Source organism: Companilactobacillus pabuli (assembly GCF_014058425.1).
GTDB lineage: Bacteria > Bacillota > Bacilli > Lactobacillales > Lactobacillaceae > Companilactobacillus > Companilactobacillus pabuli.
On record NZ_CP049366.1, the window covers coordinates 1,527,305 to 1,552,209 of the forward strand.

The 24,905-nt window shown below is 36.5% G+C and carries 23 protein-coding genes and 1 pseudogene; 6 read left to right on the forward strand and 18 right to left on the reverse strand.

The window, feature by feature from the left end; genetic code table 11:
- Positions 1–5: 5 nt before the first annotated feature.
- Genes G6534_RS07435 through G6534_RS07445 form a run of 3 tightly spaced genes read right to left on the reverse strand, consistent with a single transcriptional unit; the run spans position 6 to position 2,323 of the window.
- The gene (locus G6534_RS07435) at positions 6–1,373 is read right to left on the reverse strand and encodes a bifunctional metallophosphatase/5'-nucleotidase (protein ID WP_059074204.1); all 1,368 of its coding nucleotides are present in this window, start codon (positions 1,371–1,373) and stop codon (positions 6–8) included.
- 6 nt (positions 1,374–1,379) lie between these two features.
- A complete protein-coding gene (locus G6534_RS07440; protein ID WP_059074205.1) occupies positions 1,380–1,991 on the reverse strand; it encodes a metallophosphoesterase in 612 nt (203 codons plus the stop codon).
- Positions 1,991–2,323, reverse strand: coding sequence for a hypothetical protein (locus G6534_RS07445; protein WP_057812399.1), 333 nt, complete (start codon positions 2,321–2,323; stop codon positions 1,991–1,993). The genes G6534_RS07440 and G6534_RS07445 overlap by 1 nt, the downstream gene beginning before the upstream one ends.
- 66 nt (positions 2,324–2,389) lie before the next feature.
- Between G6534_RS07445 and G6534_RS07450 the strand changes: the two genes are divergently transcribed.
- The 4 genes from G6534_RS07450 (at position 2,390) to G6534_RS07465 (ending at position 8,569) form a co-directional block, all read left to right on the forward strand.
- Positions 2,390–3,817: a glycerophosphodiester phosphodiesterase gene (locus G6534_RS07450; RefSeq protein ID WP_182082556.1), complete on the forward strand. Its 1,428-nt coding sequence runs from the start codon at positions 2,390–2,392 to the stop codon at positions 3,815–3,817.
- A 67-nt stretch (positions 3,818–3,884) separates the two neighbouring features.
- Entirely contained in the window at positions 3,885–5,282 is a 1,398-nt protein-coding gene (pepV, locus tag G6534_RS07455) for a dipeptidase PepV (protein ID WP_059074206.1), read from the forward strand.
- A 115-nt stretch (positions 5,283–5,397) separates the two neighbouring features.
- Positions 5,398–8,169, forward strand: coding sequence for a transglycosylase domain-containing protein (locus tag G6534_RS07460; protein WP_182082557.1), 2,772 nt, complete (start codon positions 5,398–5,400; stop codon positions 8,167–8,169).
- Positions 8,170–8,269: 100 nt separating this feature from the next.
- A complete protein-coding gene (locus G6534_RS07465) occupies positions 8,270–8,569 on the forward strand; it encodes a hypothetical protein (RefSeq protein ID WP_059074208.1) in 300 nt (99 codons plus the stop codon).
- A gap of 54 nt (positions 8,570–8,623) precedes the next feature.
- On the opposite strand, the gene ccpA is transcribed toward G6534_RS07465, so the two are convergent.
- Positions 8,624–9,625, reverse strand: a complete 1,002-nt coding sequence (gene ccpA / locus G6534_RS07470) for a catabolite control protein A (protein ID WP_059074209.1) — start codon at positions 9,623–9,625, stop codon at positions 8,624–8,626.
- Between the two features lie 245 nt (positions 9,626–9,870).
- Between ccpA and G6534_RS07475 the strand changes: the two genes are divergently transcribed.
- Entirely contained in the window at positions 9,871–10,971 is a 1,101-nt protein-coding gene (locus G6534_RS07475) for a M24 family metallopeptidase (RefSeq protein ID WP_059074210.1), read from the forward strand.
- Between the two features lie 266 nt (positions 10,972–11,237).
- Here G6534_RS07475 and G6534_RS07480 read toward each other — a convergent pair whose 3' ends face one another.
- From G6534_RS07480 to murI, 4 genes and pseudogenes are all read right to left on the reverse strand, one after another.
- The gene (locus G6534_RS07480) at positions 11,238–11,531 is read right to left on the reverse strand and encodes a hypothetical protein (RefSeq protein WP_057812412.1); all 294 of its coding nucleotides are present in this window, start codon (positions 11,529–11,531) and stop codon (positions 11,238–11,240) included.
- Between the two features lie 2 nt (positions 11,532–11,533).
- Positions 11,534–11,944 (reverse strand): DUF948 domain-containing protein, encoded by a 411-nt coding sequence (locus G6534_RS07485; protein WP_059074211.1) that lies wholly within the window; start codon positions 11,942–11,944, stop codon positions 11,534–11,536.
- 66 nt (positions 11,945–12,010) lie between these two features.
- Positions 12,011–12,619, reverse strand: a pseudogene (locus G6534_RS07490) (XTP/dITP diphosphatase); the annotation flags it as partial.
- Positions 12,585–13,430 (reverse strand): glutamate racemase, encoded by an 846-nt coding sequence (gene murI / locus G6534_RS07495; RefSeq protein WP_059074213.1) that lies wholly within the window; start codon positions 13,428–13,430, stop codon positions 12,585–12,587. The gene murI and the pseudogene G6534_RS07490, both read right to left, overlap by 35 nt.
- Positions 13,431–13,554: 124 nt before the next feature.
- Here murI and G6534_RS07500 point away from each other — a divergent pair, with 124 nt between their 5' ends.
- Entirely contained in the window at positions 13,555–14,019 is a 465-nt protein-coding gene (locus G6534_RS07500) for a DUF2507 domain-containing protein (RefSeq protein ID WP_059074214.1), read from the forward strand.
- 110 nt (positions 14,020–14,129) lie between these two features.
- Here the strand turns inward: G6534_RS07500 and trxA are convergent, their stop codons facing one another.
- From trxA to dinB, 10 genes are all read right to left on the reverse strand, one after another.
- Positions 14,130–14,441 (reverse strand): thioredoxin, encoded by a 312-nt coding sequence (trxA, locus tag G6534_RS07505; protein ID WP_059074215.1) that lies wholly within the window; start codon positions 14,439–14,441, stop codon positions 14,130–14,132.
- A gap of 63 nt (positions 14,442–14,504) precedes the next feature.
- A complete protein-coding gene (locus G6534_RS07510; protein WP_059074216.1) occupies positions 14,505–16,859 on the reverse strand; it encodes an endonuclease MutS2 in 2,355 nt (784 codons plus the stop codon).
- 51 nt (positions 16,860–16,910) lie between these two features.
- Positions 16,911–17,453, reverse strand: a complete 543-nt coding sequence (locus G6534_RS07515) for a CvpA family protein (protein WP_082666932.1) — start codon at positions 17,451–17,453, stop codon at positions 16,911–16,913.
- 100 nt (positions 17,454–17,553) lie between these two features.
- Positions 17,554–17,853: a DUF1292 domain-containing protein gene (locus G6534_RS07520; RefSeq protein WP_059074217.1), complete on the reverse strand. Its 300-nt coding sequence runs from the start codon at positions 17,851–17,853 to the stop codon at positions 17,554–17,556.
- 10 nt (positions 17,854–17,863) lie between these two features.
- The gene (ruvX, locus tag G6534_RS07525; RefSeq protein ID WP_059074218.1) at positions 17,864–18,298 is read right to left on the reverse strand and encodes a Holliday junction resolvase RuvX; all 435 of its coding nucleotides are present in this window, start codon (positions 18,296–18,298) and stop codon (positions 17,864–17,866) included.
- Entirely contained in the window at positions 18,299–18,556 is a 258-nt protein-coding gene (locus G6534_RS07530; RefSeq protein ID WP_010018752.1) for an IreB family regulatory phosphoprotein, read from the reverse strand.
- Between the two features lie 63 nt (positions 18,557–18,619).
- Positions 18,620–21,256: an alanine--tRNA ligase gene (alaS, locus tag G6534_RS07535; RefSeq protein ID WP_182082558.1), complete on the reverse strand. Its 2,637-nt coding sequence runs from the start codon at positions 21,254–21,256 to the stop codon at positions 18,620–18,622.
- A gap of 258 nt (positions 21,257–21,514) precedes the next feature.
- Positions 21,515–22,855, reverse strand: coding sequence for a DEAD/DEAH box helicase (locus G6534_RS07540; protein ID WP_182082559.1), 1,341 nt, complete (start codon positions 22,853–22,855; stop codon positions 21,515–21,517).
- A complete protein-coding gene (locus tag G6534_RS07545) occupies positions 22,856–23,812 on the reverse strand; it encodes a DHH family phosphoesterase (RefSeq protein ID WP_182082560.1) in 957 nt (318 codons plus the stop codon).
- Positions 23,805–24,878: a DNA polymerase IV gene (gene dinB / locus G6534_RS07550; RefSeq protein WP_235586344.1), complete on the reverse strand. Its 1,074-nt coding sequence runs from the start codon at positions 24,876–24,878 to the stop codon at positions 23,805–23,807. The genes G6534_RS07545 and dinB overlap by 8 nt, the downstream gene beginning before the upstream one ends.
- Between the last annotated feature and the right edge of the window lie 27 nt (positions 24,879–24,905).

Genomic DNA, 24,905 nt, shown 5'->3' on the forward strand with positions numbered 1-24,905 from the left:
TCACCTCAAATCGGATATTTTTTACTTAAATAGTCACCGAATACACTTCGCAAAAATTTAGGATACAAGATTTCATTATTTCCTGCAATCTCAATTGATGGAAAGTAAGGGACAAATAAATAATGATCCAATAATGCTAAAGTATACTCTTTGTTTTTCTCTAATTCTTGTCCATTGATATAAACATTGCGTTTGTTATCAATCGTTATTCCTCGATAAACTAGTTCGCCAAATATCTTACCACGAAATCCCATGCCTTTTTGTGCGTGAGTTCGTAAGTATAGACGATTCTTTTCCATTTCCATGACTAGTCGCCAAACATTATCGCCCGTCATAGTGGTTTTCATTACGTGAATCGCATGTGGTAAAATGTCATGAAGATTTTTTTGAGTAACGATACCCTTTGGTAAATCTTTCAAAAATAATCCTGAACTCAAAACGGCAACATCAGTATCTGCAAATTCCTGAACAGCTGACAAAGCTTCATTCATTATCGAATTAGGAGCTTTATAATCGGCGCTTAAGGATTCTGGTAAATTAGCAATTTGCTTTTGGTCAAGCAGTTTTTCACCCAAATCAAATTGGTCCTTGATCCAAGCTTCATCTCCTGATAATTCCGGCAAAGTTTCCGTCTTAGTAGTAAAGGCAGATTTTTTAATAACTTGCTTATCATCATTTAGTTCCAGATTGATAGTACCAATATTTTGACCATACTTACCAGCAGCAGCTAGTAAAACACCATTATCCATTTCCCCTTTAGGGAACAGATGATGCGTATGAGCACCAATGATAACATCAATTTCTGAACGTTTGCTAGCAATTAATCTATCCATGGAAACACCTAAATGTGATAGCAAAATTATGACATCGCAGTCTTTTACTAATTCTAAAGATTTGGGCAACATCTCTTGCACTAGACGAATGTCCCAATTCAATAAAGGATACGTCAAAATATAAGGTGCCGTTAAACCAATAATACCGATTTTAGTACCCTTTTTAGTCTCAACAATTTTGCTAGCTTGAGCAAAATCTGCCAAGCGTGATGGATTCTTTTCAAAGACGTTGTTCAACACGACTGGAAAATTAGCATGATCATATAAATGTTCTAGGTGTTCATGGCTATTACCTAGACCTTCATTGTTACCAATCGTTACAGCATCATAATGCAATTGATTCATCCATTCGATGTTTTTTTGACCATTAGTAGCTTCTGATAGAGGATGAGCTCGATCCATAGCATCCCCGATATCGAATAAATAAAAATCATCAGCAGTGCTGTTTTTTCTAGATTGTTCAATGAAACGTTTGACCCTTGGAAAGTTCTCAAAGTGTGAATGTAAATCATTCGTATGAACTATTTGAATTTTCTCCATAATATCCTACTTTCTTTGTAATCTAGCTAAGTCCTTTTTCTTCTTATCATACATTTCCAAAATTTCTTCACCACGTAAAGGCGAACCCCATGGTAAATCCTCAGATAAGTAGTCACGTTCTGGTGCATCGACTCCAACGTTAATGTTTTCAGGAATTGGCACGGCATAGTGATGAATGTGACCATGAAGATTGATGATTTTCTCAACTTTTCCCAATAACAAAGGATAGTGAGTACAATAAAATTGATGATGATCAAATTTCAATAAAGCACCAACATCTTCAAATTCAAATCTTTTTTTGCCGTCAGACAAAGTTTCATTGTGCTTATCTAAGAATTTGAACAGGGAGCGATAATCATGGTTACCCTTGATTAAAGTCATATGTCCATTCAATTGACGCAACATATCATACGTTTCTTCATCGGTTGGCGTATTTTGAGGGCGCATCGAAATGTCACCTAGATGATAAACTCGATCATTTTCATCTACGCGACTATTCCAAGCATCGATCATCGCTTGATTCATTTCATCAACATTGCCAAAATGACGTGGTGCAAAGTTATTTGGCTGCAACAATTGATAATGATAAAAATGCGTATCTGCTATAAAATAATTCATTATTCAGCACTGTCCTCTGTGGTAATGTGATTAGCTTTCAAGATTTCATTAAAAGCGTCTAGCACTTTCCCCTTTGGTTTTTTATATTCAACCCATTCTGTTAATTCCATTGGTGGAACTGTATAATTTTGATTAACGTAATCTTCGTAAACGCTAACAGCTGAAGAATGTGGGATATTAAGTTTTAGAATTCTAACTTCTTTGATCAATCCTAATTCAGCAGCTTTTTCAGCTCGACCGTTCATTACGATATTAGCAAGTTCGTAATACTTAGTTCCGTCATTACGAGTAATTTGCTCAATCATATCTAATGTTTGTTTTTCGTTATTCATTAATAAATACCTCACATTTCACTACTTACTCTAGTATATAATATCTAAAAAATTAGGGAGTTAATTATGATTTCAAAAAGTTTCCAAATTTTTAAAGTATCACTAGCTTTATTGATTTTCTTTTTTGCTAGTGGTTTTACTGTCATCGGTCATCGTGGCGATCCAATCAATGCTCCGGAAGAAACCTTTGAAAGTATTAACAAAGCTTTTGATGAAGGTGCCGATTATGTCGAACTAGATATTCACGTTTCCAAAGACAATGTCTTGGTTATTTCGCATGACCGTGATCTAGAAAGAGTCACAGGAACTTCAGCCATCGTTTCTCAACATAATTTCTCCGAATTATCACAGCTAACACAAAAAAATGGTGAACCAATCCACAGTTTGAATCAAGTCTTTGAGCATTATAAAAATAATCCTAAAGCCAAATTTCTGATTGAAACTAAGAAGACTAAAAAAGGCAATCCCCAGAATATGGAAGAATTACTAAAACAAGTCATTGATCAATATGGTATGCAAGATCGTGTCATGTTTCATTCTTTCTCTACTAAGAGTTTACAAAACGAAGCTCAATTAATGCCTAACATCCCTAGAATTTTCATTGCCGGAACTATTAAGCGAGTCAATTTTGAAGTGTTAAGCTATGTCAGTGGCGTCAACCTTTCTTCAAAGATCATTACCCCAGAAATTATTAATACGATGCACTTCATGGGCAAAACAATTTACGCTTGGGATGAAATGAACGAGAGTCCGCAAAAGTGGAATACTTTAATCAACATGCCAATCGACGGTGTGGTTACTAATTATCCTGGAACTGGTAATGAATATCGTGAATTGAAGGATAAGTCTAAATCAGAAGCACTTAATCAAAACGTTTATTACATGTCAACAAAACCAGAACCAATTTACGAGAATCCTTACCGCTTGATCAAAACTAAAAAACATGTTAACCCACTCGATGGTTATCACATTACTAACATCGTCAAGGTAAACGGTGAAAAATACGTTCAAGTTGGTGAAAATCAATTTGCTAACGCGACAGGATTTAATTCTGAATATTCACTCAGTGATTTACGACAATACTTTGGTGCCAAAGCTATTTATCGTAATCAACAGCCGAATAACTTGCTTTATCAAGAACCAAATACTGATGTCATCAGCAATCGTTTGGAAGCTAACAAGCCACAAAGAATTTTAACCATTCAAAAAGTCGGTTCGCAAACTTGGTTGAAATTAAAAGGTGGTTGGATCAATGCTAAAAATGTTTTGATTCAATTGAACCCTAACAATTATCTAGGTAACAATTCAGAGGAAAGCTACGAAAGCTTGCCTAAAGGTCAACGACTTAAAAATATTGATTTACTAGAAAATATTTCTTTTGCTTTACCAACAAACGACCAATCAGTCCAAAATGCTGATTTAATCAGGGATTTTAATAATTCATTTATTAATTTCTCGGAAAATTTTGACAGCGATTCCATAAATGAAATATAGGTCGATTAGCCTTTAAGCTCAACCTTTGGTAAAATAAAAAAAACTTCATGTGGAGGTCATAGAAAATATGTCGATAGATTGGGAGAAAGAGGTTGCACATCGTTCAGATGAATTGATCAACGATCTTTCTGAATTAGTAAGTATTGATAGTTCTAGAGATACAGAACACAAGACTAGCGATTTTCCACTAGGTCCTGGACCAGCCAAAGCTCTTCAAACATTTTTACATTTTGCAGATCGTGATGGTTTCAAAACTAAGAATGTTGATAACTTAGCTGGAAGAATTGAATTAGGTGACAACGATGATGCGATTGCTATTTTGTCACACGTGGACGTCGTTCCCCAAGGACCAGGTTGGGAAACTAATCCTTTTGAACCCGTAATTAAAGACGGTAACTTTTATGCTCGTGGTGCCAGTGACGATAAAGGTCCTGGACTTGCTGCTTATTATGCTATGAAAATCATCAAGGAATTGGACTTGCCTACATCCAAGAGTGTGCAGTTGATTCTGGGAACTGATGAAGAGAGTGAATGGGTCGGCATCAATCACTACATGGAAAAAGAAACCATGCCTGAAACTGGTTTTTCTCCAGATGCAGAATTTCCTGCTATCAATGGTGAAAAAGGAATCGTATCATTTAGAGTTAACTTCCCTACACCAACAATTGGTTTAGTTAAGAAGTTCGAAGCCGGCATTAGACCTAACATGGTCCCACAAAATGCTGACTGCCAAATCGATCTCAACGTTATCAGTGCTGATGATTTGAAAGCTAAATTTAACGACTTCCTAGTTGCTAACAAAGAAATCAAGGGCAGTCTAGAAGTCAAAGATGATATTGCTGAAATCAAGATTATTGGTAAAGGTGCCCATGCCATGGAACCATTCAATGGTATCAATGCTGCCACTTATTTAGCATCATTCTTAGTAACATTAGACTTAAATGACAGTGAAAAGCTTTATTTCTCATTCATTGCTAATGATTTACACTTAGACTTCGCCGGCAAACATCTTGGCATTAATAATACCGACGCTGTTATGGGTGATTTGACACTTTCACCTAATATTTATGAATACGATGAAAACAAAGCTAATATCTTGTTAAACATCCGTTATCCAAAGGGTGACACTGGTGATACTTTAACTGAAAAGATCAACAATCATCTACCAGAAAATGTCACAGCTGTTATCGAAGGACACAATCAACTACCACATTTCGTCGATGCTGATGATCCTTTGGTTCAAGCTTTAGTTGGCGCTTATCGTGATCACACCGGCGATGATACAGAACCATTCACTGTTGGTGGTGGAACTTATGGTCGTATCCTAAAACACGGAATTGCCTATGGTGCAATGTTCCCTGGTGACGAAAACGTTATGCATCAACCTAATGAATATATTAATATTGATAAATTATTAAAATCGACTGCTATCTACGCAGACGCCATTTACCGCCTAATTAAGTAAATAAAAGAAGTTCTGTTGAACATAATTTCGACAGAACTTTTTTTGTTTTTACACTTCTAAATCAATTTTATTATATAATTACGGTATGTAACTTTTTAAGGGAGCTTATTTTAAAGTGAAAAATTTATGGAATAGCATCGTCAACAGCTTCAAAAGTATTAAAAGCTGGTCTGACTTTGCTAAGAAAGCTAATCTAACGATTGAAGTTATTCGCCGAATTATTCTCTATTCCATCGCTGGAATTTTGATTCTTTTGAGTTTAGCTATCGGTCTTGGTACAGGTTACGTATCTGCTTTGACGAGTCAAGTCGAAGTACCTACTAAGCAAGAAATGAAGTCCGAACTTCAAGATGTGAATAATTCTGCCACACTATACTTTAGTGACGGTTCAAAGGTCGATAATTTACAAAAAGACCTTCAAGGTAAGAAAATTTCATTATCTGAAATGTCGCCTTATTTGAAAAAAGCCATTGTGGCTACCGAAGATAGTGACTTTTATCGTCACAAGGGTGTCGTTCCTAAGTCAATTTTTAGAGCTATTATTTCTGACGTTACTGGAATCGGTGCTCAAACTGGTGGTTCCACTTTGACGCAACAAACAGTTAAGATGCAGATGTTATCATCTGAAACTACTTGGAAACGTAAAGCAGTCGAAATTTTCTTAGCCATGCGTGTTGATAAATATTTCTCCAAAGATGAAATTCTTGAAGATTATTTAAATGCCGCAACTTTTGGTGCTAATAACAAAGGACAAAATATTCAAGGTGTTCAAGCTGCTGCTAAAGGTCTCTTTGGTAAAAATGCTAGCGACCTAAATATTGCTGAATCAGCTTTTATTGCTGGTTTGCCTCAAAGTCCTTCCGTCTATACACCTTATAATCGTGTCGTCTCAGGAACAAACGGTAATAAACAACGTGGTCAGTTCAAAGATGACATGAGCCTTGGTATGAAACGTAAGGATATCGTTCTTTATCGAATGTATCGTGACAAGCAAATTACTGAAGCTCAATACAATCGTGCCAAAAAATTTGACTTGAAAAAAGATTTCTTAAAACCAGCTAAAGCTAGTTCTAAAGATATCAAATATGGTTATATTTACAATCTTTTGACTGAACAAGCTAGAACTATTTTGATGAAACGTTTAGCCAAAAATGATGGTCTTAAATATAGTGCTGTCAAAAAGGATAAAAACCTTTACGAAAGATATTACACACAAGCCAATACTGAATTGCACAACAAGAATTACAAGATCCACAGTACGATCAACAAGAAACTTTATGATGCTATGAACGAACAAGCTCAGCAATTTAAAGGCAATCTAGGAACTACTCATACTGGTTCAGGAACTGATGCTAATACTGGCAAGACTGTCAAAGTCTCAGAGCCCGTTCAAAACGGTTCCGTTCTATTAGATAATAAGACTGGTCAAGTACTTTCCTTTGTCGGTGGGGTCAATTTCAAGAAGTCACAATTGAATCACGCCTTCAACACTCAAAGATCACCTGGTTCATCAATCAAACCTTTGATTACTTTTGGGCCTGCAATTGAAAATGGCTTGATTGGTTCACAAACTATGCTAGCCGATTTTAAGACTAGTTTCGGCAAGTATGCTCCAACTGATTACGGTCAAACGATTCAAAACCGTTTCGTATCAGCTAGAGAAACTTTGGAAGAATCATATAATATACCTTCTGTTAATTTGTATAATTATTTGAAACAACAAGGTGTCAGTTCTAAGAAATACATGTCGAAGATGGGTATTAATTTGAGCAACAAAGAATACAACCAATTAGGTATTACCTTGGGTGGTACTGAAAATGGTGTCACTGTTCTTCAACAAGCCAGCGCCTTTTCTACTTTTGCTAACAAAGGTGTCCACGTTGATCCTTATGTTGTCAAAAGCGTCTCTGATCCAACTGGTAAGACAGTTTACAAGCACAAAGGTTCAAAGACCCGTGTCTTCTCTAAACAAACTTCTTACATCATTAAAAACATGCTTCATGGCGTTGTTACTAAAGGTACTGCTTCTGCTCTTTCTTATGAAGCTAACTTCAATACTAAGAACCTCTTTGGTAAAACTGGTACATCAAATGATTATCGTGATAACTGGTTTATTGGAAGTACTGATGGTATGACCTTAGCATCGTGGATTGGATATGATAACTTCTATCATGACAATTACAACCTTGCAAGTAACTCAACTGATATCAACCAAGAACTCTGGGCAAAAATGGCTAACGCTTTGTACGATGAAGATGAGTCTGTCTTCAATGTCAATAAGTCATTCAAGAAACCTAGTGGCGTTGAATCTTATAAAGTTGATAAAGAGACTGGTACTTATACCGGTTCGATCGAGTACAACGGCATAACAACTAAGGTAAATCAACACACTACTAACTCGCTTTATTACAAAGGTCGCCCTGAAGCGATGTCTTACAATAACTTCGCTATTGGCGGTAAATCTAAGAATTATAAACTATTCTGGGATAATTACTTTGGTCGTAGCAACAGTTACTCAGTAGTAAAACGATTAGGTGAAAGTTCTAAATCAGCTAATGAATTAGCCAATGAAAATGGTAGTGGTAGAACTTCCGGCTTTAGCAATAGCACTAATAGCAGTGGTTCTTCTGAAGTCACAACTAGTTCTTCTACAACCAGATCTTCAAGTACTACTAATTCAACTACTTCAAACGGTACAACTGAAACTGGTACTGGATCATCATCCGGATCAGGTTCAGGTTCTAGTTCCGGATCTGATTCAAGTTCTTCTTCAAATTCAACTACGGGATTAGAAACTGGCACTAGTTCCAATCAAGAATCTGCTGGTTCAACTGGTAATGCTGTTACCGGCAATGTCGAAACTGGTACTGGTTCTACTGAAGATTAATTTCAATAACTCTAATGATCACTTGGTCATTGGAGTTATTTTTTTACATTTGATAAATTGTGATAGAATTAGAGCGTTACTTTGATTTAAGGAGAAAATTATGTATTTTAGTCCAAGCTTTTTACAAAATACTTTGTACGTCGTCGCTGCAGTTTTGATTATTTTCATCTTGGCAGTGGTTATTTATAAAATTAAACATAATATTAAAATTTGGGATAAGACGATGACTCTAGCTTCCATCGTCTTATTAAATACCCTCTATTCAATTTTGGGTGGCTTTGTCAACTTACCTTTTACGTTGAGTTCTGTAGTCACTAATGGTTTATCCTTGGTGGCTCTTGGCTACATCGTCGTTATCATTTGGGATTTACACAAACAACGAAAAACTAATGAAAAATAAAAAAACTTGCATTGTCTAAATTAGGCAATACAAGTTTTTATTTTTAATTACAATTTATTTTGTTGAACCACGTTTTACAATGCTGTATGGCAACTTAATTGTGTTGTCATCAATTTGTTCTTGGTTCATCATCTTAGTTAATAAACGCATAGCAACCGCACCGATATCGTACAATGGTTCTTCAATTGAACTCATCTTTGGACGTGTAACTTCACAAAGAATCGTGTCATTACTTGTGATTAATTCAAAATCATCGGGAACCTTAACACCAGCTTTAACGGCTGAGTTCAAAATACCTGAAGCTAACAAGTCATCTGTTACGTATGCTGCTGTGGCACCACTGCTGTGAACAGCATCCCAGATTGCTTCTCCAGCTCTTACTGAATACTCTGCTTCGAAAACTAGGTTAGATGAGAAATTAAGATGTGCTTTCTTCAAAGCCTTCTTATAACCGTCTAGTCTGTATTTACCATCAATAGGGTTCTCAAGACTGCCACCCACAAAGGCAATCTTCTTGTGACCATTTTGTGTTAATTGACCAACAACACTAGCTACAGCATCAGTGAAATCAATATTTACACTGGCACTTTCATTATTCTTGTCAACTGAACCAGCCAAAACGATTGGTGTCTTTGAGTTTGCAAGGATACGTTTTAGTTTCTTAGACAATTGTTTGCCCATGTAAATAAGTCCATCAACTTGCTTTGATAACAAATTATTCAAGATTTGTTCTTCATCACCAACAGATTCTTGTAAACTAGTCAAAATGATGTTGTATTTGTACATTGAAGCAACGTCATCGATACCTTTGGCTAGAGATGCAAAGTACAAGTTAGTAATATCTGGCAAAATTACTCCGATTGTTGTACTCTTCTTACTTGCTAAACCACGGGCTACCGCATTTGGACGATAATTCAAACGATCGATTACTTCCAAAACACGTTTTCTTGTTTCTTCCTTTACATTGGCATTTCCGTTCACTACACGTGAAATTGTTGCCATTGAAACGTTGGCAGCCTCGGCCACGTCATAGATTGTTACTACTTTTTTCTCCATTAATATTCACTCTCTCAAACAATATTTTCATTAATTATCTCTAATTTATCAAAAAAGTTTACATTTTGCAAGCGGTTTCTACATTATTGTTGCAAGTTTTCATATTTTTTCAAAAAGAAAATCATTTTCAATAAAAGCCAACATGCAATCCTACCGCTCTATTTACGAAGAAACAAGCATTTTTTAATTTATTTGCTTTTGAATGATATACTACATATAAATATTATCTGTAAAGGAGCATTTTCATGAAGAAACAATTATTAGCACTACAAGAATATCTAGCACAAAACGGACTTGATGCAGCCTATGTCTCAAATCCAAACGACATTCACTATTTTACCGGTTTTTACAGTGATCCGGTAGAGCGAATTCTTGCACTATTAGTTTTCCCTGACAAAGACCCCTTTGTATTTGCCCCTCAACTTGAAGTTGAAGCTGTTAAAGAAGTTGGTTGGGATAAAGATGTTTTCGGATATCTCGACCACGAAGATCCATTTGCCTTGATGGCTGGCCACATTAAAGATGTTGCTGGTAATCCAGTTAAATGGGCTATCGAAAAAGATGATATGTCCGTTCAAAAACTTGAAGCTTTGACTAACCAATTCCCAGATGCAACCTTCCCTGTTAACCTTTCTCGTTACATGGAAAATGCTAAGTTGATCAAAACCCCTGAAGAAATTGAAGAATTAAAAGCTGCCGGTGCTGAAGCTGACTATGCCTTCTCAGTAGCTTTCAATGCTATCAAAGAAGGACGTACTGAACAAGAAATCGTTGCTGAAATCGAATATGCAATGATGAAAAAAGGCGTTATGCACATGAGCTTTGATACAATCGTTCAAGCTGGAGCCAATGCCGCTAATCCACACGGTGGTCCTGAAAAGAACCCTGTTAAAAAGGATGAATTGATCTTGTTTGATCTTGGTACAGTTCACAACGGTTATATCAGTGATGCTTCTAGAACCGTTGCTTTTGGCCAACCTGACGCGAAATCACTCGACATCTATAAAGTAGACCTAGAAGCTCAATACGCTGCCATGGACGCTGCTAAGCCCGGTATTACAGCCGCTGAATTAGATAAAGTTGCTCGTGACATCATTACTAAAGCTGGTTACGGTGAATACTTCATTCACAGACTAGGCCACGGTATGGGAACTTCAGAACACGAATTCCCTTCAATCATGGAAGGAAACGACATGGTTCTAAAACCAGGTATGTGCTTCTCAATCGAACCCGGAATCTACATTCCAAACGTTGCCGGTGTTAGAATCGAAGACTGTGTTTACATCACTGAAGATGGTTGCGAACCATTCACACATACAAGTAAGGAATTGAAATATATCAAATAATTCGTAAATATATAAGACATTATGGGAATCGTATTACTAGATTCTAATAATGTCTTTTTTGATAAAAAAATAGTCTTGCTAGAATTTCTTCCAGTATATAAAAAATGGCATCTATCCAAAATTTCCGAATAGATGCCATTTATTTTTTATACTAAAATTAGAACCACTATCCAGTCCGGAATAGCAAAGGCTCCAAGTCGTGCCCACATTGTTCCAGTCAAATTTGCTTTGCTATGGAGGACGGAATTTTTAATCAATACTCGAAATTACTTTTCGTTATTCAAATCATCTTCATCAAAAACAATATCAGAAGTATCTTCATCCTCTTTGATCTTATCAACGGTAGAAGCCATGTGATCTTTCAAAGCATCGGTTTTCTCATTGAAATGATCAACTAAATCATTATTGTTAAGACCAACGCCTCCATTATTGAAGTCGCTACGAATGGTATTGATATTTTCTAGTAACTTTTGGCCTGACTCGCTAGTTAAGTATTTAGAAGCGGCATATCCTGATGCACAACCCAAGGCTAGGCCTAGTAAAAAGTGATTATTCTTCATAATTATTTATTCTTCTTTCTTGGCCAAATCTTGGCAGCTGTTTTTGCAACGGTTGCTAAATTACCGATTGTCATTAGATTTTGGAAATTGAAACCACTGTTTGACTTTTCTTCAGTAGCCTTAGCGGTTTTCTTACCGATATTCTCAACTGTATCAAACAAAGGATTCAACTTATCTGATTTGTGGTTAACGTCTTCCAACAAAGTATTAGTTTTATCAACTAATTTCGTACTTTGATCCATGATTTGTTCAGTATTCTTCGAAAGAACCTCAACCATTTTCGTTGTTTCCTTCATTGTTTCTTGTAATTCTTGAAGCAATTTAGCTGTTTGAACTAAAGTTCTGGCTAAGTATACAACCAATACTACAAAAGCAACGGCTGCAATTAATCCTGCAATTTGTCCACCAGTCATAATATTACCCTCCTATGTTTTAATAGCACTTTCATATTAGCATTATAACAATTTATGGGCAATTAATTACCAATTGATCCAATCTTGCCACTGTTTTTCGAGTTTTTTAATTGCATTGCCACGATGACTGATCTGATTCTTCTCATCGACAGTTAATTCGGCCATCGTCTTTTTTAATTCTGGCAAGTAAAACAAAGGATCGTAACCAAAGCCATCGTCTCCTTGTGGGAATTGAGCAATGATTCCTTTGACCTCGCCTTCAACGACTAAATCTTCTTCGTTTTTGGGATTAGCAAAAACTAAAGTAGAAACAAAGCGAGCATCTCTTTTTTCTTTAGGAACTCCACCTAATTCACTTAACAACTTGGCATTATTAGCTGCATCATTGTGATCTCCAGCATAACGAGCTGAATATATGCCTGGTTGACCATAGAGAGCTCTAACTTCTAATCCAGAGTCATCAGCAATCACGGGTAAATTAAAGCGTTCCATGACGGCATGAGCTTTAATCGTAGCATTTTCTTTAAAAGTAGTTCCCGTCTCTCTAATTTCTGGAAAATCGGGAAAGTCTAACAAAGTTTTCAAGGTAAATTCTTGTTCATCAAAAACTCGTTTAAATTCCCGAGCCTTACCAGGATTTTTAGTGGCGATGATTATTTCTTTCATTTTTTCCTCCCATTGCGACTGCATCTTCTAAATCGACCAAATTGATTTCATCGATTTTCACGTCTAACCAACGTTTAGCAAGTTTTGAAAAGTCGTCGATGTTAGCTGTCGCGTGCAATTGCAAAACTCGTGTCTTACTGTCAGTCAAAAGATTATTATCTGATAAATATTTCTTAGCTACTTCAACTGTCTTCAATGCGGGATCAACTAATTTGATATCAGGCAAATAGTCATTGATTTGTTTTTTCAACATTGGAAAATGTGTGCATCCCAAGACCAAAGTGTCATAGTCGCTATTTTTAAAAGGTTTCAGAGTCGATTCGATATTTTCTTTAGCCTGTTTAGTATTAGCTGAATCTGACTCAACGATACTGACAAATTTTTGAGCAGCAATGCCTAAAACGTCGGCACTTGGATCAAGATTCTTGATAGTTTCATTGTAACTCTTTGAATTAATAGTTGATTGCGTACCAATAATTCCAATATGATTAGTTTTAGTAACATTAGTAGCGGCTTTAGCGCCTGGTTTGATTACACCAATCATTGGAATCGTAAATTCTTTTTCCATAGCATCCAAAGCTTGGGCTGTGGCAGTATTACAACCATAAATGATTATTTTGACATTTTGATCAATTAAATACTGTACCATTTCTCGAGTATAAGATATGATTTGTTCATGAGTCTTCACCCCATAAGGCATTCTAGCCTCATCACCGATAAAAATGATACTTTCATTTGGTAACTGGCGAATTACCTCTTGGACGACAGTTAAACCACCCAAGCCGGAATCTAATACTCCAATTGGTCTTTGATCACTCATAATATTTACCTCACTTAAGAATTATTTGTACCTATAAAAATAATTATGTGCTATCTTTTACAATAACTTAAAAAGCAATTATTCTAATGATATAATGAATTGTCAGAAAAAGGAGTTATAAGCAATGTCTGCAAAATCTAAAGATATTAACGAATCAACACCATCAGAAGCTCCACAAAAAAATGAAGATACTTTAACAGAAAATTATTTTGCTGTTTCAGTCCTTCGTGATTTTATTCTTCCCGACCTTCTTGATAAAGATACTGTTGAACTACTATACTGGGCAGGTAAAAATCTCAGTCGACAATTAATTCTCGATATGGATAGTTTACCAGAACTATTCCAAAAAGCTGGCTTTGGCAAGTTAGAAATTTCTAAGCAAACTCCAAAAAGCTATACTTACAATTTAACTGGGCCAGAAGTCGTTCAACGTTTTGATACTAATAATGATGATCCAGAATTTTCACTGGAAACAGGGATAATTGCTGAAACTGTTGAAAAAACAATCGCAGCTTATTGTTTGGGAACATATACTGTAAACAGTAAAGCCAAAAGCGTTTCAATTAAGATACAAATTGATCGAAACTAAAGTATACACCAAAAAATGATCAAAATGACAGTCACTAAGCTATTTAAATGCTAATTTATGCAAAAAAACTCCACGATTATTTATTCGTAATCGTGGAGTTTTTTTAGTTATTAATCTGAATATCCATCCAAAATCTTTGCAAGTTGAGCTTTGTTGTGGAAACCAGTTAGACTTTCTACAACCTTGCCATCCTTCTTAACTAACAATGTTGGAATAGCCATGATTCCAAATTTCTTAGGTGTATCAGGGTTAGCATCAACATCCATCTTCAAAAACTTAACTGAATCATCTTCTTCTGACAATTGTTCAACAACAGGTGATTGCATACGACATGGACCACACCATGTTGCCCAAAAATCTACTAAGACGACACCATCTTTTGTTTCTTCTTCAAAATCCTTATCAGTTACTTCATCAACCATTTTATTCACTCCTTCAATAAGTTAAATACTATCATTACTAATTTATTTTAAAAAAAGATTTGCTTAAAGGTCAACAATTGTTGCCCCGGAGCCACCAGAACTTGCTGGAGCATATCCAAATGACTTCACACGTGGATTACGTTGCAAGTACTTAGTAACTCCCTTTCTAATAACACCAGTTCCAAAACCGTGGACGATGGTAACTTGGTTATAACCAGCCAACAACGCTGAATCAATGTATTGATCAAGCTCAGACATTGCCTCTTCGTAACGTTTACCACGAAGATCCAACTTACTAGAAAGACCAGTACTCTTAGTTCTCTTGACCATCGTTGGTTTTTTCTCTGGTTCTGGTTCTTGATTTTGAACTTTTTCAAGTTCATCGGCACCAAATTTCATCTTCAAAATACCGAGTTGAACTTCAAATTCATTGTCTTTATTCTTACGAACAATTGTACCAATTTGGTCATATTGCAATGATTTGACGGTATCGCCGACTTTTAATTGTTGACGACGCTTGTTACGACGCAATACTCGGTTCTTCTTAACAGCTTCATCTTGATGCAAGTTTTTCAAACCAGTTTTAGCGGCAATAATTTGGTCTTCTTTAACAGCCACACCATCTTGCTCTAGTTTGTGCAATTTAGCAATGATTTTGTCTGATTCTTTACGAGCCTTGGAAACAATTTGATTTGCTCGAACCTTAGCCGCTTGAATTTCGGAATTCTTCGACTTGTCTAAGGCATCGCTCTTCTTTTCGTAATCCTTTTGAACGTCTTTGTTCTTAGCTAATTGAATCTTTAATTGATCATTCTTTTGCTCGAATTCCTTACGACGATTTTCCAAATCAGCAATCATATTATTAAGGTCTTGACTTTCACCGTCCATCAAAGCTTGTCCACGGTCAACGACACTCTTGTCCATCCCTAAACGAGCAGCAATATTAAAGGCATTACTTGCACCAGGGATTCCAATCAACAGACGATAAGTTGGTTTCAATGATTTCTCATCAAATTCCATACTGGCATTGATTGTTTCTGGTGTATTGTAAGCAAAAATCTTCAATTCTGGATAGTGAGTCGTTGCCATGATGAAACAGCGTGACTGAGCTAATTTCTCAAGAATAGCAATCGCAATTGCAGCCCCTTCTTGAGGGTCAGTTCCGGCACCCAATTCATCAATCAAAACTAAACTATGTTCTGACACTTTACGAATAATATTGATGATGTTATCCATATGTGATGAGAAAGTACTCAAGTTTTGTTCAATTGATTGTTCATCACCGATATCAACGAAAACTTCGTCAAAAACAGCAATTTCACTTTCTTCATGAGCAGGAATAAATAATCCAGCTTGAGCCATCAATTGAATCAGACCTAAAGTTTTCATCGTAATAGTTTTACCACCAGTATTAGGACCAGTGATCAACATTGTCTTATAACCTTCACCCATCTTAATATCATTAGCTACGACCTTATCTGGGTCGATTAGAGGGTGTTTTGCATCACGTAGGTCAACTATATGGTCTTTGGAAATAATTGGCTCAGTCGCCTTAATTTCTTTAGCGTACTTAGCTTTAGCATTGATCAAATCAAATTGAGCCAAAACTTCATTATTTTCCAAAATTTCATCAATTTGTGGACGCACTAAATCAGATAGTTTATTCAAAATTCTGATCTCTTCGGCCTTTTCAGAAACTTGCGCTTCATGTAATTGATTATTCATTCCCACAACAGCTTGTGGTTCGATATAAAGTGTTTGTCCACTAGCACTTTGGTCGTGAACAACACCCCCGAATTTCGTCTTGTATTCAGTCTTTACAGGAATAACAAAACGGTCATCACGCAAAGTCACTAAATTCTCAGTCAAATACTTAGTATTCTTACCACGAGTATATTGTTCCATCGTATGACGAATTTGGTCATTCAAACGAGTGATCTGATTACGGATGTACTTCAAATCTTCTGAGGCAGTATCCAAAACTCGACCAGTATCATCAAGTGAACGTGCCAAACGTTTAGTTAATTCTGGATTGTCGATCAAATTGTCATTCAAATCATACAACTGACGCAAATCCAACTGTTCATCTTTTAAATCTTCAAAAAATTCTTTTAATTCACTAGTATTCTGTAGAACTTGGCCAATTTGAGCCAATTCTGTTCCATTTAAATTACCGTCTTTTTTTAGACGATTGGCTTGATCGTGTAAATCAGCCAGTTTTCTAACTGGAATCTCACCCTTAATCCGAATAATGTCAGCACCATCTTTAGTCTGGTCGATCAATCTTTGTACGATGGATTCGACTGACATCGGCATTAATTTCTTTAAGAGAGTTTTCCCACGTGTCGTAATTAGATATTTGGCAATCTCAGCTTTGATTTTGTCAAATTCCAATACTTTCAAAGCTTTATTATTCATATTCTCTCCTATTACAAAATAAGACTGAAACAAACGTCTCAGTCTTAAAGTTTAGATAGCTCCAATCCATAAATGACTAAGCAAATCAGTCAGAACTGGTGTGCTTTTAATCATTGCTGAAGCTATAAATGAATGTTCCAAAGCATGTTGAATACCGCTCACAGGCACCATTGCCATCATTAACAAGACCATGAAAATGGCCACGTAAGTAACGACAAAAGCGATGATACCTCCACTTAGGATATTGATGTCATTATACATTGGAAAATATGTTAAACGCTTGAAATAAAGTCCAGCGAATCTAACGATGATCCAACCAATGAAACATACAAAAATAAAAGCAAAAGCGCGGTAAAATGCATTATCCAATTCCATACCAACTTTTGTTGAGAAAAAGGCAAACTCACTGCCTAAATTAGCAGAAGGATATGGTACCAACATTTCAAATTTAGGCCCCAGTGCCTTAAAAGTCACCAATGCCAAAGCAAAGAATAGTACATATCCGACCGCATAAAATGCCTCCATGGCAAGTCCACGGCGAGCGCCAATATAAAAACCATATATCAAAAGTAAAATAAGTAACAGACTCAGCATTATTTCCCCTTACTTCAATCATGCTAAAAAGCGAATTTATAAATCATAGGACTAGATACAATCAAACGATTGGCGAATGCCAATCGTTAAGTGTTTTGCTTTATTGATCTTCGTCACTTGTGAAGGTGTTCAAAACTTCTTGAACCATATCCCATTCCTCTGGATCTTCGATTGGATCTAAATCTCCGGCATCGACATCACCATTTTTGTCAGGTTTAAATGAAAATGCTTGAATCTCAATTTCCTCATCATCTTCACTAGCCTTAGGATATAGGAATACATATGACTTACCATAGTCGTCTGATTCAAAAGTAAAAAGAATTTTGTAAACTTCTTCATTACCTTGGTCATCACTTAAAATAACTTCGTCTAAATCTTTTGGTGGTTGTTTTTCACTCATGTTTATCACCTTAATTTCGTGTTAGTTTACCTTTAGCATCAAGATAATTTTGTAAAATCATCTCAGCGGCAATCTTATCGATAACTTTCTTTCGTTTTTTACGAGACACGTCGGCCTCATCAATCAACATTCTCTCAGCTTGAACAGTTGTCAGACGCTCATCGATGAAATCAATTGGTAAATGAAATCTGTCTTCGACCATCTTGCCGTACTCGCGAGATTTTTCTACTCTAGGCCCTTCAGTATTATTCATGTTTTTGGGCAAGCCTAATACAATTCCTGTGGGTTGCTTTTCTTTGATAATTTCGCCTAATCTATCTAAGCCAAATTCCTCTTTATCCTCATTGATACGGATGATCTCCACTCCTTGAGCAGTCCATCCCAATAAATCACTGCAAGCAACACCAACAGTTCTCGAACCAACATCTAAACCTAATAATCTCATTTATTTACCTTGATTGAGATAACTTTTGACTAATTCTTCAATTATCTCGTCTCTTTCATGCTTCAAAATCAAATTACGAGCATCGTTATGTCTTGGAATATAAGCTGGATCACCAGAAAGTAGGTATCCAACGATTTGGTTAATTGGGTTATATCCCTTTTCTTCTAGTGATTGGTAAACACTTTGCAGTGTTTCTTTGACATCTTTGCCCTTGTTTTCATTAAAATCGAAACTCATAGTTTTATCAAGTGAACTCATGGCAAACCTCCATCTAACTAAAATTTAAGTGACCGAAAAGCTTCATTTCAATTATAGCCCACTTTATAGAGATTTAATAATATCTTTAGCTAATTGTAACGCATTTGTTAAACCAGCTGGATTCTTACCACCAGCTTGCGCCATATCTGGACGACCACCGCCGCCACCTTGAATTTCTTTAGATATTTTCTTGATTAAATCTCCAGCTTTGACACCTTTGTCTTGAGCATTTTTATTAACTGCTACGACTAGACTGGCTTTGTTATCACCACTAGCACCAAGTACTAAGATATCGGAACTGTTATCATTCTTCCACTTATCAGCTAATTGTCTAAGAGCTGACATGTCGGCAGGAACAATATTTGAAATGACTTTGTAGCCATTGATTTCTTCCACGTTGTCAAAGACTTCAGCGGATTTTTGATTTGTAAGTTGTGTCTTTAAGTTTTGGTTATCGCGTTTAAGAGCTTTGATTTCATCAGCCATTTGCGTTGCTCGACTAGGAGCATCTTTTAATTGGTTGACCTTCATATTCTTAGCTGTCTCTTGCAATGTTTGTAGTTGTTCGTTCAAGTATTCAAAGGCTTCTTCACCAGTTACGGCTTCGATTCTTCTAGTACCTGAACCGATAGCTGATTCAGAAGTAATCTTGAACAAACCTAGTTCTGAAGTATTACGGGCATGTGTACCACCACAGAATTCTGTTGAATAGTCATCAATTTCAACTACTCGAACAGTGTCGCCATATTTTTCACTGAAAAGTGCAATAGCGCCCTTCTTCTTCTTAGCTTCTTCAATAGGCAAAACTTCTGTCTTAACAGGAATAGCAGCCCAAATTTTTTCATTAACAATCTTTTCAAGTTCTGAAATTTGTTCTGGTGTTAATGCAGCATTGCTGTTGAAGTCAAAACGTAAGTAGTCTGGTTCAACTAATGATCCAGCTTGGTGAGTTCTTGAACTTACAACGTCACGCAAAGCTTGGTCCAACAAGTGAGTAGCTGTGTGATTGTGACGAACTTTTTCACGGAAGTCAGCATCAATCTTCAATTGATATTTGGTATCAACGTCAATTTCTGACATGATGTTTACCAAGTGAATATTTTGACCATTTGGTGCATGTTGAACATCAACCACTTCGGCAACTTGATTACCTTTAAGGTCATAAATATTACCGGCATCGGCAACTTGTCCACCCATTTCAGCATAGAAAGGAGTTGTATCAAAAACTAGTTGAGCTTGACCTTCAGTAGCAGACTTCACTTCTTTATCACTAACGATGATGTTCTTCAAAGTACTTTGTGTTTCATTGTGATCATAACCAACGAATTCACTAGGTGTCTTGATTTCCATCAAAGTTTCATCTTGCATACCCATTGATTGTAAGTTTCCACGGGCTTCACGAGCACGTTGCTTTTGAGCTTCCATGTTTTCCTTGAAACCAGCTTCATCAACTGACAAACCTTCATCATTAGCATATTCACGAGTTAATTCCATTGGGAAACCGTAAGTATCATAAAGCTTGAAAGCATTAGCACCATCGATAACAGTTTCATTTTTCTTACGTAAATCAGCAATAACGCCATTAAGTAGAGCAAGACCAGCATCAAGAGTTTCTGAAAAACGCTTTTCTTCTTGTTGAATAGTCTTAGAAATAAATTCTTGTTGTTGGCTAACCTCTGGATAGTAGCTTTCCATGATTTTACCAACGATTGGTGTCAATCTGTATAGGAATGGTCCATTGATACCAAGTTTCTTACCGTTCAAAACAGCACGTCTGATCAAACGTCTGATAACGTAGCCACGACCTTCGTTTGAAGGCAAAGCTCCATCACCGATAGCAAAGGAAACCGTTCTAGCGTGGTCAGCGATAATCTTGAATGAAATGTCATTTTCAGCATCTTCGCCATACTTCTTGCCACTAATTTGACCAACATCTTCAATCAAAGGCATGAACAAGTCAGTTTCAAAGTTAGTTTTAGTACCTTGAATGATGGAAACTAGACGTTCTAGTCCCATCCCCGTATCAATGTTTTTATGTGGTTGTTCAACGTATTGACCATTTGGCAAATGATTCAATTCTGAGAACACGATGTTCCAAACTTCTAGATAACGTTCATTTTCGCCACCAGGATAGTTTTCTGGATCATCTTCAGACAAATTATTAAATGATTGACCACGGTCGTAGAAGATTTCTGAATCAGGACCACAAGGACCTTCACCGATATCCCAGAAATTGTCTTCAGCTTTTAAGATGTGATCTTGAGGAATTCCTACTTCAGCCCAAAGTTTTTGAGTTTCAGTATCCTTAGGATAAGTTGTCACATACATCTTGTTGACATCCATGCCAATCCAATCAGGACTTGTTAAGAATTCAAAAGCCCAAGGGATAACTTCTTTCTTGAAGTAATCACCAACTGAAAAGTTACCTAGCATTTCAAAGAATGTTTGGTGACGAGCTGTTTTACCAACATTTTCAATATCATTTGTTCTGATACACTTTTGAGCATTAGTGATACGTGGATTCTTTGGCACAACTGTACCATCAAAATATTTCTTCAAAGTAGCAACACCAGAGTTGATCCATAACAAAGTAGGATCGTCATGTGGAACTAGTGATGCACTAGGTTCAATCATGTGACCTTTTGATTGGAAAAAGTCTAAAAACATTTTTCTTATTTCAGCACTTGATAAATTCTTCATTTTATCTCCCCAAAAAAACGAAAAATCGCTGCATTCCAAGGACGCCACTGCGCGGTACCACCTTGTTTGCAACGATTTTCGTTAGCCTCTCAACACTTATTATTTACAATTTAAATTGGCAGCATCTTTATATTCAATATTTAGGCTTTTTCACCAACTAGCCCTCTCTGCGAAGTACTCAATATAAGATATATCCAAGGAAAATATTAACCATCAACTTAAAAATTGTCAATATTTATATCTGAGCTAACTATTAATCTAGCTATTACGTCTTGCATCTCTTTGTTTTCTACGTTCTTGTCTAATCTTGATCTTTCTTTGTTGACGATGTTCTTCATTGATCGCCTTTTTGATCTTCTTCTTGTAGCCAGGTTTTTTCTTCGTCTTTTGTTTCTTAACGTAACCAACTAATTTAGTATCAAGTTTTTCTTGATTAGCCTTACGTGTGAAACGACGATCACGTTCAACTGCTTCAACGATTTCACCATTCTTGATGTCCTTAGGTTCAAAAGTGATACCCATGTGTTCAATAGCATCGATCTTGTTTTCCTCACCGGGATCGTACAAAGTAATGGCAATACCTGACATCTTGTTACGACCAGTTCTACCAACACGGTGAACGAAGAAGTCCAAATCGTCAGGAATTTCAGCATTAATAACATGGGAAACACCGTTGATATCAATTCCACGTGCAGCCAAATCAGTTGCAACTACGAATTGATATTCCATATTTTCAACTTGTTTCATCGTACGCTTACGTTCTCTAGGTGTTAAACCACCATGGATACGAGCGACTTTGAGACCTTTGTTACGAAGATAATGATAAATTTCGTCAACAGTCTTCTTAGTATTAGCAAATACTAAGACCAAGTAAGGTTCACCAATCGTCATTAATTGGTAAATAATTTCTTTCTTGTCACGACCGTGTGAGAACATCAACCAGTTGTCAACGTTTTTCGGAATAATACTGTTGTTCTTGATCTCAACTCTTTGAGGTCCGTGCATGTATTTCTTCAAGAATGGTTCTAGTTTTTGTGGAATTGTAGCTGAAAAGACCATCATTTCACGGTCTTCTGGCAACTTGTCAGTAATCTTGTCGACAACATCCAAGAATCCCATATCTAGGGTCATATCAGCTTCATCAATGACGTATCTTTGAACGTTCTCAACGTGTAAAGAATTGTCACTGATAAGGTCCCAAAGTCTTCCGGGAGTACCAATAGCGATTTGTGGTTGGTGAGCTTCTAGTTTTCTTCTTTGACGATCCCTGTCAGCTCCTCCAACGAAAATAAAGGCATTGTATTCTTCGGGATAGTTTTTCAAAATTGCTTGTGTATCTTCATAAATTTGGTATGCCAACTCACGGCTAGGTGTCGCAATCAAAAGTTGTACTTCTTGATCACTAGTCAAGGCATTCATTGATGGCAATAAGAAAGCATGTGTTTTACCAGAACCTGTTTCTGATTGAACAATAATATCCTTCTTCTTGTTGATCAATGAAATTACTGCTTCTTGGACTGGAGTTGGTTCTTCAAAATGTATCTCTTTTAATGATTTGTTAATAGCATCATTAAAGTTGTATTGTGAAAATTTAGTCATCTATTCACCCTTCTGGTTATATTTAGCTACTAAGTCTTTTAGTTCTTCAAACATTTGTTTTACTTCATCAAGATCTTTGGCAGTTGCTCCACTAGCAAGTGGGTGTCCGCCACCATTGTGATTTTTGGCTAGTTCATTAATGATTGGTCCTTGAGAACGCAAGTGCATTCTGAAAGTTCCGTCGTCCTTTTGAACAGCTTCCATCCATGAACAAACTTCCTTCAAACGACCTGGTGTAGAAACGACTGAATTAGCTTGTTCTTGATTGATACCAAGTTTCTTCATCATATCAAGGTCGATCACGGCGTAGGCTGCACCGGTAGAATCGATTTGTAAAATATCGAATAAGACTCCTTGAAGTTTGGCTTGTTTTAAAGTGATCTCGTTCATCTTGTTGTTAATTGCTGCTGTATCAACGCCCAAAGCGATAAATTTACCACCGACACGCATTGTATGTTCTGTAGTTGCTGGATACAAGAATCTTCCTGTATCACCAACGATTCCAGCGTATAAGTAATAAGCGACTTCTTTAGTCAAAGTCAATTCAGAACTGCTGTCGATCAAGTCAGCGATAATTTCTGAACTAGAACTAGCATCAGTATTAACAAAAAGTTGATCTCCATAAGCATCATCATTAGGATGGTGGTCGATTTTGATCAAGTAAGCTCCATCATCAAAACGTTGATCGTCAATTCTTGGTCGATTGGCAGTATCTGTAACGATTACCAAAGCACCCTTGTAGTCTTCATTAGTTACTTCTTGAACTGTTGAAAGCCACTTCAAACCTTCAGTGTTGTTACCACCAATTAAAACATTTTTTTCTGGAAATGCTTGGCGAATGGCTGTGGCTAAACCAGCTTGAGATCCCAATGCATCAGGATCAGGATTTTGATGACGTAGAATGATAATTCTATCATATTTTTTGATTGTTGCAATTATTTGCGCAAAGCTATTCATACTTGTCCTCCTTATAAGACAAATTCAAAGAGACTTCCTCATATGACAATGGGTCAAGATTAGTGACCGTAATCCCCAAGAGGCGAATCTTTTGATCAGTTACCTTTAATTTATCATAAATATCTTTGGCAACACGATAAATTTCTGATTTTGTTTGGACATAATCTTGAAAACTCATTCGTTTAGTGATCGTTTCAAAGTCAGAATTTCGTAATTTTAAAACGACTGTCTTACCGTGCTGACGTTTTTTTCTTAAATCTTGACTGACTAATTCAGCCAAAAAATCCAATTCCTGATAAATTTGTTCTTCGGTAACTAAATTACGATTATAAGTCCGTTCTCGACCGATCGATTTGCGCAAACGATGTCCTTCAACTGGAGAATCATCGATACCGTGGACACGTTTATAAATTACGTAACCCATCTTGCCAAATTTTTGTAAAAACGTATCTTGATCGAGATTTTGTAAATCCTCACCAGTATAAATATCCATCTCGTGAAGTTTTTCTTGCATAGCTTTGCCGATACCGTTAAATTTTTCGATTGGAATCGGCTTGAGGAATTCTTTAGCATACTTACCCAATATAATCGTTCGGCCAAAAGGTTTGCGATAATCAGAAGCCATCTTAGCTAAGAATTTGTTATAAGAAATACCGACAGAACAAGTTAAATTCGTTTCTTTGACGATTCGTTGTTGAATGTAATTGGCAATCTTGATTGTGTTAGTTTCATTGAGTTTATTTTTGGTGACATCTAAGTAGGCTTCATCCAAAGCGACTGATTGATAGTTGTCCGTCACGTCCGCAAAAATATCATGAATTTGATTGGAAACATTACGATACAATTCAAAATTCGGTGGCGTGATGACTAGTTTTTCTTTAGGAATCAAATCAACTGCTTGTTGAGCTGGCATGGCTGAATGAGCACCGTATTTTCTAGCATTGTAATTAGCTGTGGTTACTACTCCGTGATGATGGTGTTTTCGTGGATCTTGAGCTACTATCAAACATTTCTTTTTGTATTCGGGATGTTCTCTTTCTTCCACAGAAGCGAAAAAAGCATCCATATCAACATGGATGACTTTTCTGTTTTC